Raw genomic sequence first — 14533 nt, forward strand, 5'->3', positions numbered from 1 at the left:
AGACCTCGGCGGCGGGCCGGTCGGCGAAGGTGAGCAGCAGGGTCGGCGTCCGGTGCCGGGCGCGGGACCACAGCGTGACGCCGGGGAGCTCCGCGACCCCCTCCTCGATGCGCTCCGGGCATCTCCGCGGTAGTGCACGGGCGTCAGGACTCGGCGATGCGCTTGATCGCGGCCAGCGTCGCCGGGATGCCCTCGTGCGCCGCGCGCGTGCGCTGCTCGATCTGCCGCGGGGCGTCCTCGCCGTAGCGCTCGGCGAAGAACTCCAGGCCGGCGGGCAGGAACTCCCACGTCTCGGTCAGCCGGGTGCCGCCCTCGACCGGCTCGAGCAGGTAGCCCCACCGGACCAGCCGCCCGCTGACGAGCCACGCGAACTCCCGGCCGCGGTCGGCCGCCACCACCTGGCTGCGCGTCTCCCAGGTCCGCTCGGGCGTGACGTTGCGGCCGGTGAACCAGTCGCCGACCTGCCCGGTGGCGCCCTCGTCCCACCAGCAGGCGGCGCAGATCGGGCTCCACTCGCCGGTGCGGGTCACGTCGCTGACCAGGTCGTACACCTCCTCCGGGGAGGCGGCGACGACGATCGAGTCGGAGTGCGTCAGGGAGTCCACGCCCGGGAGTGTGCACGGGCGGCGCCAGGCCGCCGGGCATGCTGCCCCCGTGCACACGAGCTACGACGTCGCCGCCGTCCGCGCTGACTTCCCGGCCCTGCGCGCCGGGGCCGCCCACTTCGACGGGCCGGGCGGCTCCCAGGTGCCGCGCCAGGTCGCGCACGCGGTGGCGGCCACCCTGGGGTCCCCGATCGCCAACCGCGGCCGGCTGACCGAGGCCGAGCGCAACGCCGACGACGTCGTCCTGGCCGCCCGCGCCGCCGTCGCGGACCTGGTGGGCGGGGACCCGGGCGGGGTCGTCTTCGGCCGCTCGATGACCCAGCTGACCTACGACCTCTCCCGCACGCTGGCCGCCGCCTGGGGACCCGGCGACGAGGTCGTCGTCACCCGCCTGGACCACGACGCCAACGTGCGGCCGTGGGTGCAGGCCGCCGCCGCCCGCGGCGCGACCGTCCGCTGGGCCGACCTCGACCCGGACACCGGGGAGCTGACCGCCGAGGCGCTGCGGGCGGTGCTGTCGGAGCGCACCCGCCTGGTCGCGGTCACCGGCGCCTCGAACCTCATCGGCACCCGGCCCGACGTCGCGGCGCTCACCGTCCTCGCCCACGACGCCGGGGCGCTCACCTACGTCGACGGGGTGCACCTCACCGCGCACGCGCCGGTCGACGTCGCCGCGCTCGGCGCGGACCTCTACGCCTGCTCGCCGTACAAGTTCCTCGGCCCGCACCTGGGCTGCGTGACCGCCGCGCCGGCGCTGCTGGAGACGCTGCACCCGGACAAGCTGCTGCCCTCGACCGACGCCGTCCCGGAGCGGTTCGAGCTCGGCACGCTGCCCTACGAGCTGCTGGCCGGGACCACCGCGGCCGTCGACTACCTCGCCGCCCTCGGCGGCCCGGAGGGCGACCGGCGCGCCCGGCTGACCGCCGGGATGGCCGCCGTCGAGGCGCACGAGGACCGGCTGCGCGAGCGCATCGAGGAGGGGGTCGCGGAGCTCCCCGGCGTCACGCTGTGGTCCCGCGCCCGGCACCGGACGCCGACCCTGCTGCTCACCTTCGCCGACCGGCCCGCCGCCGAGGTCTCGCGTGCGCTGGCCGAGCGGCGGGTCAACGCCCCGGCCGGCAACTTCTACGCGATCGAGGCCTCCCGCCGGCTGGGGCTCGGCGACGCCGGCGGGCTGCGCGTCGGGCTCGCGCCCTACAGCGACGACGACGACGTCGACCGCCTGCTCGCGGGCCTGCGCGCCGCGCTCTAGCGCAGGTCGGGGAAGCCCTCCGCGAGCTGGGCGAACGCCGTCCGCAGCGCCTCCGCGAGGGAGCCGTTGCCGCCGGCCAGCCAGACCTCGAACGCGGTGGTCGCGGCCGCGCGCGTGGCGGTGGCGACCAGGCGGGGGAGCAGGTCGGCGGGGCTCTGGCCGCGGCGGCGGGCGACGTAGCGCGCCACCACCTCGTCGACCTCGGCGTAGCGCAGCTGCGAGTGCGCCAGCAGCGCCGGCTCGGTGAGGATCAGCCGCATCCGCTGCCGCAGCACCGGCAGGTCGGCCTCGGCGTAGTCGTTGACCTCGACGTAGGCGCCGAACACGGCGGGCAGCACCGGGACGTCGTCGCCGGCGGCGTCCAGCAGGGCGGCCAGCCGGGACACGTGGCCGGCGAAGTCCCCCCACACGGCGTCGGCCTTGCCGCCCACGTGCCGGAAGAACGTGCGCCGGCTGGTGCCCGCGGCGGCGGCGACCTCCTCGATGGTCACCTGCTCGAAACCCGCGGCGGTGAACAGCTCGAGGGCCGCGCGCTCGATCCGGGCGCGGGTGCTGCCGAGGCCGTCGTCCACGGCCGGTGGGACGGCGGTCATCGTCGGCGGGCTCACGCGCCCATCCTGTCCCACCCGGCCGCGCCGGTCAGCCCCTCGCCGGCCGGCGGCCACCCCCCTCGCTTGCCGGTGGCACCCGGTGTCTCTAACGTCCCCCGCATCCCGTTCCGCCGCTCTCCGGAGGCCCCGCATGCCCGAGACGACCGCCCAGACCGAGACCCAGGACGCGGTCGCGACCGCTGCGGCCGAGGAGGAGCTGGTCGAGGAGTCCCTCGTCGAGGAGGTCTCCATCGACGGCATGTGCGGCGTCTACTGAGCCGACCGGTCCCGTGACCCCCGCCGCTCCCGCCGCGGACGTCTTCGACCCGGCCCGACCCTGGCGGCGCACCCGGTCGGTGGCGCTGCGGCCGGAGCCGTTCGGGGCTCTCGTGTACCACTTCGGCAACCGGAAGCTGTCCTTCCTCAAGTCGAAGACGCTGGTCAGCGTCGTGGAGACCCTCGCCGACCACCCCAGCGCCGACGCCACGCTCGCCGCGTGCGGCGTCCCCGAGGCCCAGCGGCCCGCCTACGTGAGGGCGCTCGCCGACCTCGCCCGTTCCCAGATGATCGAGGTGCGCGCATGACCGCCGTCGTCCCCCAGCGCCCCACGGGTGGCCGGCTGGTCGACCAGTTCGAGTACGGCCTGGACGCCCCGATCTGCCTGACCTGGGAGCTCACCTACGCCTGCAACCTGGCGTGCGTGCACTGCCTGTCCTCCTCGGGCCGGCGTGACCCCCGCGAGCTGACCACCGCCGAGGCCGAGGCGGTGATCGACGAGCTGCAGCGGATGCAGGTCTTCTACGTCAACGTCGGCGGCGGCGAGCCGACCGTGCGGCCGGACTTCTGGCACCTGCTCGACTACGCCATCGGTCACGACGTCGGCGTCAAGTTCTCCACCAACGGCGTCAAGCTGAACGCCGAGCGGGCGCGGCAGCTGGCGGCCACCGACTACGTCGACGTGCAGATCTCCCTCGACGGCGCCACCGCCGAGGTCAACGACCGCGTCCGCGGCACCGGCTCGTTCGCCACCGCGGTGAAGGCCCTGGAGAACCTGGCCGAGGCCGGGATGCGCGACTTCAAGGTCTCCGTCGTCGTCACCCGGGAGAACGTCTCCCAGCTCGACGACTTCAAGGCGCTGACCGACCGCTACGGCGCGCAGCTGCGGATCACCCGGCTGCGCCCGTCCGGGCGCGGCGCCGACGTCTGGGACCAGCTGCACCCCACCCTGGCCCAGCAGCGCGAGCTCTACGCCTGGCTGCTCGCCAACGGCGACCGGGTGCTCACCGGCGACTCGTTCTTCCACCTGTCCGCCTACGGCGAGGCGCTGCCCGGCCTGAACCTGTGCGGCGCCGGGCGGGTGGTCTGCCTCATCGACCCGGTCGGCGACGTCTACGCCTGCCCGTTCGCCATCCACGAGCAGTTCCTCGCCGGCAACGTCCGCTCGCCGGGCGGCTTCCAGCGGGTCTGGCAGCAGAGCGAGCTGTTCGCCGAGCTGCGCAGCCCGCAGACCGGCGGCGCCTGCACGAAGTGCGCGCACTTCGACGCCTGCCGCGGCGGCTGCATGGCGGCCAAGTTCTTCACCGGCCTGCCGCTCGACGGGCCCGACCCGGAGTGCGTGCAGGGCTACGGCGAGACCGCGCTGGCCGCGCGCGACGCCGACCTCGTCGCGCCGCGCAGCCACCTGGACCACTCGCACACCGGCCCGGTCCGCGGCCAGCCCACGCTGCTGGGCATGCCGTCGCTCCCGCCGGCCAAGGCGTGCGACGAGTCGCCGCTGGCCGGCCTGCAGCCGGGCTGAGGCCTCAGCGGATCGGCGCCACCCCGGCGGGGCCCGGCCCGTCGGGGAGCAGGCCGGGGGCGAGGTCGGCCAGGGTCATGGTCAGGAGCAGGGCGACGAGCAGGGCGAGGGTGAGCACGGGGCACCTCCGGGACGACGTGCCCCCAGGCTGACCGCCGTCCCTGACCGGGCCCGGTGACCCGCCTGGGAGTCCGCTGGGTGCCCCTGGCCCCCTCGCAGGGCCCCGGCCCGCGCGGAGCGTGGGCCGGGGGCCGAGGGGGTCCTCCCTCAGGGGAGGTCGACGACGTCCTTCTCCCCGGTGTCGGGCTTCGAGCCGGTGGTCTTGGCCTTGACGAAGCTCAGCGCCGTCGCCAGCCGGTTGCCGGGGCTGTCCCAGTACTCGGCGGTGTCGCCGTCGACCTTCACCAGGACGACGGACGGGTCCTCGGGCCCCTGCGGCAGCCACGCCTCGACGCCGCCGTTCCACAGCTCCTTCTTCTTCGCGACGTCGTCGACGACGCGCGCGGTCCCGGTCAGCGACACCCAGGTGCCGCCCGAGCCGATGCCGACGTTGACCTGCGGCGAGGCCTGGACGTGCGCGAGCCACGGGGCGTCGTGCTCGGCGAAGAACCAGAGGCCGCCGTCGAACTCGACCTCCTGGAGCGCCATGGGCCGGCTGGTCAGCCGCCCGTCGGGCATGGTCGTGGTGAGGAAGCCGAACTTCTGCCCCTTGATGAGCCCGGCGACCTTGGCGGTGGCGTCCTGCGAGTCGGTGGTCATGCCCCTGCCCTTCCCCGGATCGGCCGCGCGACACGGGCGACACCCCGGCGTCCCGGAATGCACCGGCACCCGGTTGCCTTGCGCAACGTCGTGACGACGATCCAGGACCGGCCGGCGACGAGACCGGCCACGACCCCCGACCGGCCCGGGACCGCCCGCACCGCGCTCACCCTCGGCGCCTTCGTGGCCCTCGGGCCCCTCACCGTGGACATGTACCTCCCGGCGCTGCCCACCATCGCCGACGACCTGCGGACCAGCTCGGCCACGGTGCAGCTGACCCTCACCGGCACGCTGGTCGGCCTGGCGCTCGGCCAGCTCGTGCTCGGGCCGCTGTCGGACGCCCTGGGCCGGCGCCGCCCGCTGCTGGCGGGCACCGCGCTGCACGTCGTCGCCTCGCTGCTGGTGCTCGTCGCGCCGTCGATCGCGGTGCTCGGCGCGCTGCGCTTCCTGCAGGGCGTGGGGACGGCGGCCGGCGCGGTCATCGCGCTCGCCGTCGTGCGGGACCTGTTCGAGGGCCGGGCCGCGGCCACCATGCTCTCCCGACTGTTCCTCGTCCTCGGCGCGGCGCCGGTGCTCGCGCCGACCGTCGGCGGGGAGGTGCTCCGGGTCACCTCGTGGCGCGGCGTGTTCCTGCTGCTCGCCGTCTACGGCCTGGCGCTGCTCGCGGTCGGCTGGTTCGCGGTGCGCGAGACGCTGCCGCCCGAGCGGCGGCGCAGCAGCGGCGTCGCCGGGACGCTGCGCGGCTACCGGGCGCTGCTGCGCGACCGCGCCTACGTCGGGCTGGTGCTGGTCGCAGGGCTGACGATGGCCGGGCTGTTCAGCTACGTCTCGGGCTCCTCGTTCGTCTTCCAGGACCAGTTCGGCCTCGACGAGCAGCAGTTCGGCCTGCTCTTCGGCGCCGGCGCCGTCTGGCTGATCGGCGCCACCCAGCTCAACCCGGTCGTGCTGCGCTGGTTCTCCCCCGCCCAGGTGCTCGTGACCGGCGTCGTCGTCGGGGCGCTCGCGGGCGCGGTGCTGCTGGTGCTCGCGGGCACCGGCACCGGCGGGCTGTGGGCGATCGCGCTGCCGCTGTGGGCGGTGCTGTTCGCCTCCGGCCTGGCGCTGCCCAACGCCCCGGCGCTCGCGCTGTCCCGGCACGGCGAGGCGGCCGGCACCGCGGCGGCGCTGCTCGGCGCGGTGCAGTTCGGCGTCGGCGCTGCGGTCGCCCCGCTGGTCGGCGTGCTCGGCAACGACGCGGTCGCGATGGGCGTCGTCGTCCTGGCCGCGCTGGTCGTGGCGATCGCGGTCCTGCTGCTCGTCGTCCGGCCGTGGCGGCTGCCCGTCGACGCCGAGGCCGTCCCCGCCTGAGCCGCCCGGCCGCGGGGAACTGCCTAGGCTGACCCGGTGCCCGACCTGGCCGGCGCCGCGTGGCCGGAGCTGCCCGAGCGCCCGCTGCTGGTCGTCCCGCTCGGCTCGGTCGAGCAGCACGGGCCCGGCCTGCCGTTCGCCACGGACACGGTCGTGGCCGAGGCGGTGGCGCGGGCGGCGGACCTCGACGGCGTCCTGGCCCCCGCCCTCCCCTACGGCGCCAGCGGCGAGCACGAGGGCTTCCCCGGCACCGTCTCGATCGGCACCGAGGCGCTGACCACGCTGCTGGTCGAGTACGGCCGCTCCGCCTGCCGCTGGGCCGGCCGGCTGCTCGTCGTCAACGGGCACGGCGGCAACCTCGACGCGCTGCGCCGGGCCGTGCCGCTGCTGCGCGCCGAGGGCCGCGACGCCGCCTGGTCCCCCTGCGGCGTCCCGGGTGGCGACGCGCACGCCGGGCGCACCGAGACCTCGCTGGTGTTGCACGTGGAACCGGGGTCGGTCCGGTGCGGGGCCCTGGTCGCCGGCGTGACGACGCCGATCGGCGACCTGCTGCCCCGGCTGCGCGCCGAGGGGGTGCACGGGGTGAGCCCCACCGGCGTGCTCGGCGACCCGGCCGGCGCCTCGGCGGAGGAGGGCGCCCGCCTGCTGGCCGGCCTCGCGGCCCGCCTCGCGGCGGCGGTGGCCCGCTGGGACGTGGGCGACGACGGGCGGCTCCGCTAGCCCCGCGGGCCGCGGTCCCCCCGGCGCGCCAGGATGGCGGGGACACGACACGGGGAGGAGCCGCCGATGACCCAGCAGCCGGCCGTCGACCGGGGCGCGGAGGTGGCCGCGGGGCGCGGCGCCGTCGAGACCAACGGCATCAACGTCATCTCCGAGGAGGAGCGCCGCGGCCGCCCGCGCCAGCTGTTCTGGCCGTGGTTCGGCGCCAACGTGAGCGTCCTCGGCCTGGCCTACGGCTCGTTCCTGCTCGGCTTCGGCATCTCCGCCGGGCAGGCGCTGGTCGCCGGGACCGTCGGCATCGTCGTCTCGTTCCTGCTCTGCGGGCTCGTCGCGATCGCCGGCAAGCGCGGCTCGGCGCCCACCCTCGTGCTCAGCCGCGCCGCGTTCGGCGTGCACGGCAACCGGGTCCCGGCCGCGCTGTCCTGGGTCCTCACCGTGGGCTGGGAGACGGTGCTGGTCAGCCTCGCCACCCTCGCGACGGCGACGGTGTTCGGGCAGCTGGGCTGGAGCGGCGGGACGGCGACCCAGGTGGTCGCGCTGCTCGTCGTCGCCGCGCTGGTCGTGGCCGGCGGCGTGCTCGGCTTCGACGCGATCATGCGCATGCAGGCGGTGATCACCGTCGTCAGCGGCGTGCTCACCGTCGTCTACGTGGTGCTGGTGGTGGACGACGTCGACTGGTCGGCGGTGACCGCGGTCCCGGGCGGTACGACGGCGGCCGTCGTCGGCGCGCTCGTGCTGGCGATGACCGGCTACGGCTTCGGCTGGGTGAACGCCGCGGCCGACTACTCCCGCTACCTGCCGCGGACGGCGTCGACCGGCGGCGTCGTCGGCTGGACGACGTTCGGCGGCGCGCTGGCCCCGGTGGTCCTGCTGGGCACCGGCCTGCTGCTGGCCGCCTCGGACCCGGAGCTGTCGGGCGCGATCGGCGCCGACCCGATCGGCGCGCTCGGCGCCATCCTGCCGACCTGGTTCCTCGTGCCGTTCGTCGTCGTCGCGGTGCTCGGCCTGGTCGGCGGCGCGCTGCTGGACATCTACTCGTCGGGGCTGTCGCTGCTGGCCGCCGGGGTGCGGGTGCCCCGCCCGGTCGCCGCCGGCATCGACGGCACCCTCATGGTGCTGGGCGCGATCTGGGTGGTGTTCCTGGCCGACGCGAGCTTCTCGGTCCAGTTCCAGGGCTTCCTCATCACCCTCGGCGTGCCGATCGCCGCCTGGTGCGGGATCTTCCTCGGCGACCTCGCGCTGCGCCGCCGCCACTACGCCGAGGCCGACCTCTACGACGCCCGCGGCCGCTACGGCGCCGTCCCGCCGGTGCCGCTGCTGCTGCTCGCGGTGGGCACCGTGCTCGGCTGGGGGCTGGTCACCAACACCTACGCCGGCTGGCTGGACTGGCAGGGCTACCTGCTCGGCCCGCTCGGGCTCGGCGGCCGCGAGGGCGACTGGGCCTTCGCCAACCTCGGCGTGCTGGCCGCCTTCCTCGTCGGGCTGCTCGGCACGCTCGCGCTGCGCCGGGGGGCGGTGCGGACGCAGGAGGCCGCCCCGGCGGTGCCGGGACGGCCTCCTGCGTACTGAGCCGGTCAGCCCTGCAGCGTCTCCGCGAACAGCGGCACCGCGTTGTCCAGGGCGTACTCCGTGCCGAGGACCGAGCCGCTGGAGAAGGCGTTGACCAGCGTCTCGTCCTCGAGCACGAGCGCGTTGCCCTGCTGCACCGAGGGCAGCGTCTGCCACAGCGGGTTCGAGGTGATCTGCGCCGGGTCGACGAAGATCGGGAAGACGACGGTCAGCGGCGCGTCGAGCACGGAGACCTGCTCGTCGGAGACGGGGACGAAGAAGCTCTCCGTGGAGAGGTCCTGGATCGCCTGCTTGTTCGTGAAGCCCAGCGCCTCCATGAAGTCGACGCGGGTGTCGCCGCGGACGTAGGCGCCGAAGCCCTCGGAGGTGTACGCGCCGACGGCGACCTCGGTGCCGTCGAAGGCCGGGTTGGCCGCCGCGGCGTCGGCGAAGCGCTGCTCGAGGTCGCTCCGCAGCTGCGCGGCCTCGTCGCTCTTCCCGAGCGCCTGCCCGACCAGCTCGAGCTGCTGCTGCCAGGTGGTCACGTACTGCTCGGCGCCCTCGGGGATCCCCACGGTCGGCGCGATCGCGCTGAGGGAGTCGTAGCGCTCCTGGGTGCCGTCGGAGCGGGTGTCGAGGATGAGGTCGGGCTCCAGCGCGGCGATCGCCTCGAGGCTGGGCTCGAGCGTCTCGATGATCTCCGGCGCCTCGTCGTAGAGCCCCTCGGCCCACGGGCCGACGCCCTCGCCGCCGAAGCCGAGCCAGTCGCTCGCGCCGACCGGCTGCACGCCCAGCGCCAGGGCCGTCTCGGCGTCGGACCAGCCGAGGGCCACCACGCGCTGCGGCTCCTCCTCGATCTCGACGTCGCCGAAGGCGGTGCTGACGGTGACGGGGAAGGCGCCGTCGCCGCCGGCCGCGGGGGAGGACGCCGAGGACCCCGCCGTCGAGCCCCCGTCGTCGGAGCCGCAGGCGGCCAGCGCCGCGGCGGTGGTGAGGGCGGCCGCGGCCAGGGCGGCGCGCCGGGTGAGGGGACGGGACATGGACGGGCTCCTTCGGTCGGTCGGGGTAAGGGTAGCCTGACCAAACCTGGCCGCGGCACCGCGGGCGGTTAGGGTCCGGCCGTGACGCCCCCCTCCGGCTGGCTGGTCGTCGTCGACCCGCAGCGGGTGTTCGCCGACCCCGGCTCCCCGTGGGCGGCGCCCCGCTACGAGGAGGTCCGCCCGCGCATCCGGCGCCTGGTGGCCGCCTTCGGCGACCGCGTCGTCCTCACCCGGTTCGTCGCGCCGCGGGAGCCCGCCGGCGCCTGGGTCGACTACTACGAGCGGTTCCCGTTCGCGCTGCAGCCGCCCGACGCCCCGCTGTGGGACCTGGTCGAGGACCCCGGCCCGGCCCGGGTGCTCACCGCGACCACCTTCGGCAAGTGGGGCCCGGAGCTGGCGGAGGTGGTCGGCGCCGGGCCGCTGACCGTGGCCGGCGTGGCCACCGACTGCTGCGTCGTCTCCACCGTGCTGCCCGCCGCCGACGCCGGCGTGCCGGTGCGCGTGGTCGCCGACGCCTGCGCCGGCAGCACCGACGACGACCACCGGAAGGCGCTGGGCCTCATGGGCCTCTACGCGCCGCTGGTCGAGGTCACCACCACCGACGCCGTGCTGGCCGGGTGAGGCTCCCGCCGCCCCCGGACGCCCGGCTGCCCGACGGCTGGGCGGTGTGGCTGGACCCGCGCACCCGCCGCCTGGAGGACGGCGCGGCGCTGCTCGGCGGCTCGCCGCTGCGGCTGCTGCGCCTCGCGCCGCGCGCCCGCGACCTGCTCGCCGGCGACCGCCTCGTCGTCACCGGCCCGGCGACGGCGGCGCTCGCGGCGCGCCTGCAGGACGCCGGGGTCGCCGTCCCCGAGCCCGCCGGCCCCGCGCCCGGCCCGGACGGCGTCACCGTCGTCGTCCCGGTGCGCGACCGCGCCGCCGGTGTCGCCCGCCTGCTGGCCGCGCTGCGCGCCGACCCGGACACCGCCGCCGTGCGCGTGCTCGTCGTCGACGACGGCTCAGCCGACGCCCCCGCGCTGGCCGCGGCCGCCGCCGCGGGCGGGGCGGAGGTGCTGCGGCACGACCGCCCGCTCGGGCCGGCCGCCGCGCGGAACACCGGGCTGCGCGCCGCGACGACCGCCGCCGTCGCCTTCCTCGACTCCGACTGCGTGCCCCGGCCCGGCTGGCTGGCGACGCTGCTGCCGCACCTCGCCGACCCGCGGCTGGCCGTCGTCGCGCCGCGGATCACCGCCCTGCCCGCCGCGGACCCCGGGTGGGTGACCGCCTACGAGACGGCGGTCAGCGCCCTGGACATGGGCCCGGACCCGGGGCCGGTCGCGCCGCTGTCGGGCCTGTCCTACCTGCCCAGCGCGGCGCTGCTGGTCCGGCGGGCGGCGCTGGGCGCCGGCTTCGACGCCGGCATGCGGGTGGCCGAGGACGTCGACCTGGTGTGGCGGCTGGCCGCGGCCGGCTGGCGGGTGCGCTACGAGCCGGCCGCGCGCGTGGACCACGAGCACCCCTCGGCCACCGGCGCGTGGCTGCGCCGGCGGGCGGTCTACGGCACCGGGGCGGCGCCGCTGGCCGCCCGGCACGGCCGCGCCGTCGCGCCGGTCGTCGTGAGCCCGTGGTCGGCCGCCGCGCTGGCCCTCGCGCTGGCCGGCGGGCGCGCCGGCCGGGTGCTCGCGGCCGCCGTCCTCGGCGACGCGACGGTCCGCCTGGCGCACCGCGTCGCCGGCCCGGGCCGCCGCTCCCCGTACGGCCTCGCCGCGGCGCTGGTGCTGCGCGGGACGGCCGCGGCCGGCCGCACGCTCGCCCGCTCGGCCACCCGGCACCACTGGCCGCTGACCGCCGCCGCGGCGCTGGTGTCCCGCCGCGCGCGGCGGACCGCGCTGGCCGTCGCCGCCGCCGACGCCGTCCTCGCCTGGTGGCCGCACCGGGCGGAGGTGGACCTCGTGCGCTTCGCCGCCGCCCGCCGGCTGGAGGACCTGGCCTACGGCGCGGGCCTGTGGGCGGGCGCGCTGCGCCGCCGCGACCCGGCCGCGCTGCTGCCGGCGCGGCCCCCGTCGGTCTGACGCCCGGTTCGGTCGCTGGTGGAATCGTGCGATCCGGGTCACCATGTGCGGGCCATGACTCTCAGCCCGGGGGACACGTCGTGACCAGCGTCAGCCCGTGGCTCGCGCTGCCCGAGGGGCGCCCCACGCCCGGGCTCACCCGTCGCCTGCGTGCGGCGCACGAGACGCTGGTGACCCGCGGTGCCCCGCCGCCCCGGCCGGACGTGCGGTCGGTGGTCTGGGACTCCTGGCGGCGCAGCCTGGGCAGCGGCGTCGACCCGGACGGGCAGGGCCCGCCGGTCGACCTGCTCGACGACGACCTGGCCGCCTACCGCGCCGCCCACCCGCTGGCCCCGGTGCTGCCGGTGATCCGCCGGCTGCTGGTCGAGGACGCCGAGGCCGACCGGATGATCGTCGCGGTCACCGACGCCGACGGCCGGATGCTGTGGGTGGAGGGCGAGCACCGCCTGCGCTCGCTGGCCGAGACCATGAACTTCGTCGCCGGCGCCCGGTGGTCCGAGGAGGTCGCCGGCACCAACGCCCCCGGCACCGCGCTGGCCCTCGACCACCCGGTGCAGATCTACGGCAGCGAGCACTACCGCCGCCCGGTGCAGCCGTGGAGCTGCTCGGCCGCGCCGGTGCACCACCCGGTCACCGGGGTGCTGCTCGGCGCCATCGACGTCACCGGTGGCGACCACGTGGCCAGCCCGCACGTGCTCACCCTCGTCCGCGCCACCGTGGCCGCCGTCGAGTCGGAGCTGCGCTGGCTGCACCGCGAGGAGCAGCGCGACGCCGCCCGCGGCCCCCGGCCCGCGCCGCCGGTGCGGCCCGCCGCGCCCCGGCTGGACGTGCTCGGCCGCGAGCGCGCCCGGCTGACCCTGCCCGGCGGCCCGGTCGAGCTCTCGCTGCGCCACTCCGAGCTGCTGCTCCTGCTCGCCGAGGCGGCCGCCGCGGGCGAGGGCCGCAGCACCGAGCAGCTGGCCGCCGAGTGCCACGCCGGCGACACCGCCGCGGTCACCGTGCGCGCCGAGCTGTCCCGGCTGCGCCGGCTGGTCGGCGACGACCTGGTCGGCTCGCGCCCCTACCGGCTGCTGCGCCCGCTGGAGACCGACCTGGAGGCGGTGCGCCGGCTGCTCGACCGCGGCGCCGTCGCCGCGGCGCTGGACCGCTACCCCGGCCCCGTGCTGCCCCGCTCGACCGCGCCCGGCGTCGTCCTCGCCCGCCGCCGCCTCGTCGCCGCGCTGCGCGGCGCCGTGATCGCCAGCCGGCGGCCCGAGCTGCTGCTGCGCTGGACCGCCCTGCCCGAGGCCCGCGACGACGCCGCTGCCTGGCAGGCCTGCCTCGAGGTGCTGCCGGCCGGGTCCCCGCGCCGCGGCGCGGTCGCCGCCCACCTGCTCGCCCTCCGGCGGACCTCCCGCGCCTGACCCCGGGGCCCGTGGGGCGGAAATGGCCATTTCTGCCGCCCGGGGAATACGGCCCGGCGCGGTCCGCTTGGCACCGTCACGTGAGTGCCAGCACCGCCGCCCCGCCCGCTCCCGCGACCACGTCCCTGGCCACCCCGCGGGTGGCGGTCGCGCTGGTCGCGCTCGCGCTCGGCGGGTTCGCGATCGGCACCACCGAGTTCGTCACGATGGGGCTGCTGCCCGACATCGCCGACGGCGTCGGCGTGGACATCCCGACCGCGGGCCACGTCATCTCCGCCTACGCCCTCGGCGTCGTCGTCGGCGCGCCGGTCATCGCCGCGCTGGGCGCCCGGCTGCCCCGCCGCGCGCTGCTCGTCGGGCTCATGGCCGCGTTCCTCGCCGGCAACGCGCTGAGCGCGCTCGCCCCCGGGTCGGCGTCGCTGCTGCTGGCCCGGTTCGTCAGCGGCCTGCCGCACGGCGCCTACTTCGGCGTCGCCTCGCTCGTCGCCGCGTCGCTGGTGCCGCCGTCGCTGCGCGGCCGCGCGGTGAGCACGGTGATGCTCGGGCTGGCCGTGGCCAACGTGGCCGGCGTCCCCGCGGCCACCTGGCTCGGGCAGACGCTGGGCTGGCGCTCGGCGTACTGGGCCGTGGTGGTCCTCGCCGCGCTCACCGTCGCGGCCGTGCTCGCCGTCGTCCCCTCCTCGCCCGGGGCCCGGGACGCGAGCGTGGGGGGGGTGCTCGGCGCGCTGCGCCGCCCGCAGGTGCTGCTCACCCTGGCCGTGGCCACCGTCGGGTTCGGCGGCATGTTCGCCGTCTACAGCTACGTCGCGCCGCTGACCACCGAGGTCACCGGGCTCTCGCGCGGCGTCGTCCCCTGGGTGCTGCTCGCCTTCGGCATCGGCGGCGTGGTGGGGACCGCGCTCGGCGGCCGGCTGGCCGACATCGCGCTGTTCCGCTCGCTGGTCGCCACCCTCGTCGCGCTCGCCGTCCTGCTGGCACTGGTCGGCCCCGCCGCCGCCACCGGCCCCACGCTGCTGGCCGGGATCTTCCTGCTCGCCGTCGCCGCGTCGACGCTGGTCGTCTGCCTGCAGCTGCGGCTGATGGAGGTGGCCGGGGAGGCGCAGATGCTCGGCGCCGCGCTCAACCACTCGGCCCTCAACGCGGCCAACGCGCTCGGCGCGTGGCTCGGCGGCGTGGTCATCGCCGCCGGGTACGGCTACACCGCGCCGAGCCTGGTCGGCGTCGGGCTGGCCGTCCTGGGCCTGGTCGCGCTGGCCGGCAGCGCGGCCCTGCGGCGGCGCGAGCTGCGCGCCGTCGCCGCCTGACGCACGCTGCAACGGGCCTGCAACCTCTCTCCTGCGGCGGAGCTGCCACCGCCCGGCCGCACCTGCGGCTGTGTGACGTAATAGGATCCGCAACTGCGGATCCGCAGGTCACCCGG

15 protein-coding genes are annotated in these 14533 nt (G+C 77.1%); 11 read left to right on the forward strand and 4 right to left on the reverse strand.

The annotated features are described in order from the left end of the window. Positions 1–143: 143 nt before the first annotated feature. On the reverse strand, positions 144–605 hold the full coding sequence (locus tag ACI8AR_RS14035; RefSeq protein WP_456937567.1) for an SRPBCC family protein: 462 nt from the start codon (positions 603–605) through the stop codon (positions 144–146). Positions 606–654: 49 nt separating this feature from the next. Between ACI8AR_RS14035 and ACI8AR_RS14040 the strand changes: the two genes are divergently transcribed. Next, positions 655–1857 carry a cysteine desulfurase-like protein gene (locus ACI8AR_RS14040; protein ID WP_457051574.1) on the forward strand — a complete coding sequence of 401 codons (1203 nt, stop codon included), beginning with the start codon at positions 655–657 and terminating at the stop codon, positions 1855–1857. Here the strand turns inward: ACI8AR_RS14040 and ACI8AR_RS14045 are convergent. Next, positions 1854–2465, reverse strand: a complete 612-nt coding sequence (locus ACI8AR_RS14045) for an acyl-CoA-like ligand-binding transcription factor (protein WP_456937569.1) — start codon at positions 2463–2465, stop codon at positions 1854–1856. The two genes, ACI8AR_RS14040 and ACI8AR_RS14045, sit on opposite strands and share 4 nt — an antisense overlap. 133 nt (positions 2466–2598) lie before the next feature. Here ACI8AR_RS14045 and mftA point away from each other — a divergent pair, with 133 nt between their 5' ends. Genes mftA through mftC form a run of 3 tightly spaced genes read left to right on the forward strand, consistent with a single transcriptional unit; the run spans position 2599 to position 4245 of the window. Next, positions 2599–2724 (forward strand): mycofactocin precursor MftA, encoded by a 126-nt coding sequence (mftA, locus tag ACI8AR_RS14050; protein ID WP_456930111.1) that lies wholly within the window; start codon positions 2599–2601, stop codon positions 2722–2724. 13 nt (positions 2725–2737) lie between these two features. After that, the gene (mftB, locus tag ACI8AR_RS14055; RefSeq protein ID WP_457051575.1) at positions 2738–3031 is read left to right on the forward strand and encodes a mycofactocin biosynthesis chaperone MftB; all 294 of its coding nucleotides are present in this window, start codon (positions 2738–2740) and stop codon (positions 3029–3031) included. Further along, positions 3028–4245, forward strand: a complete 1218-nt coding sequence (gene mftC, locus ACI8AR_RS14060; protein WP_457051576.1) for a mycofactocin radical SAM maturase — start codon at positions 3028–3030, stop codon at positions 4243–4245. The genes mftB and mftC overlap by 4 nt, the downstream gene beginning before the upstream one ends. A 267-nt stretch (positions 4246–4512) precedes the next feature. On the opposite strand, the gene ACI8AR_RS14065 is transcribed toward mftC, so the two are convergent. Then, complete coding sequence (locus ACI8AR_RS14065; RefSeq protein WP_457051577.1) at positions 4513–5004, reverse strand: pyridoxamine 5'-phosphate oxidase family protein; 492 nt, start codon at positions 5002–5004, stop codon at positions 4513–4515. Between the two features lie 78 nt (positions 5005–5082). On the opposite strand from ACI8AR_RS14065, the gene ACI8AR_RS14070 reads away from it, so the two are divergent. The 3 genes from ACI8AR_RS14070 (at position 5083) to ACI8AR_RS14080 (ending at position 8640) form a co-directional block, all read left to right on the forward strand. Next, positions 5083–6351: a multidrug effflux MFS transporter gene (locus ACI8AR_RS14070; protein WP_457051578.1), complete on the forward strand. Its 1269-nt coding sequence runs from the start codon at positions 5083–5085 to the stop codon at positions 6349–6351. Positions 6352–6387: 36 nt separating this feature from the next. Further along, entirely contained in the window at positions 6388–7071 is a 684-nt protein-coding gene (gene mftE / locus ACI8AR_RS14075; RefSeq protein WP_457051579.1) for a mycofactocin biosynthesis peptidyl-dipeptidase MftE, read from the forward strand. Positions 7072–7137: 66 nt separating this feature from the next. Continuing rightward, positions 7138–8640, forward strand: coding sequence for a purine-cytosine permease family protein (locus tag ACI8AR_RS14080; RefSeq protein ID WP_457051580.1), 1503 nt, complete (start codon positions 7138–7140; stop codon positions 8638–8640). Between the two features lie 5 nt (positions 8641–8645). On the opposite strand, the gene ACI8AR_RS14085 is transcribed toward ACI8AR_RS14080, so the two are convergent. Continuing rightward, positions 8646–9659 (reverse strand): iron-siderophore ABC transporter substrate-binding protein, encoded by a 1014-nt coding sequence (locus ACI8AR_RS14085; protein ID WP_457051581.1) that lies wholly within the window; start codon positions 9657–9659, stop codon positions 8646–8648. Positions 9660–9740: 81 nt separating this feature from the next. On the opposite strand from ACI8AR_RS14085, the gene ACI8AR_RS14090 reads away from it, so the two are divergent. The 4 genes from ACI8AR_RS14090 (at position 9741) to ACI8AR_RS14105 (ending at position 14417) form a co-directional block, all read left to right on the forward strand. Further along, the gene (locus ACI8AR_RS14090; protein ID WP_457051582.1) at positions 9741–10280 is read left to right on the forward strand and encodes a cysteine hydrolase family protein; all 540 of its coding nucleotides are present in this window, start codon (positions 9741–9743) and stop codon (positions 10278–10280) included. Next, positions 10277–11710: a mycofactocin biosynthesis glycosyltransferase MftF gene (mftF, locus tag ACI8AR_RS14095; RefSeq protein WP_457051583.1), complete on the forward strand. Its 1434-nt coding sequence runs from the start codon at positions 10277–10279 to the stop codon at positions 11708–11710. Before ACI8AR_RS14090 ends, mftF begins: the two co-directional genes overlap by 4 nt. Positions 11711–11790: 80 nt before the next feature. Beyond that, a complete protein-coding gene (locus ACI8AR_RS14100) occupies positions 11791–13113 on the forward strand; it encodes a GAF domain-containing protein (RefSeq protein ID WP_457051584.1) in 1323 nt (440 codons plus the stop codon). An 80-nt stretch (positions 13114–13193) separates the two neighbouring features. Continuing rightward, on the forward strand, positions 13194–14417 hold the full coding sequence (locus ACI8AR_RS14105) for an MFS transporter (RefSeq protein ID WP_457051585.1): 1224 nt from the start codon (positions 13194–13196) through the stop codon (positions 14415–14417). The last annotated feature ends 116 nt before the right edge of the window (positions 14418–14533 follow it).

This window comes from Geodermatophilus sp. SYSU D01036 (assembly GCF_054050435.1).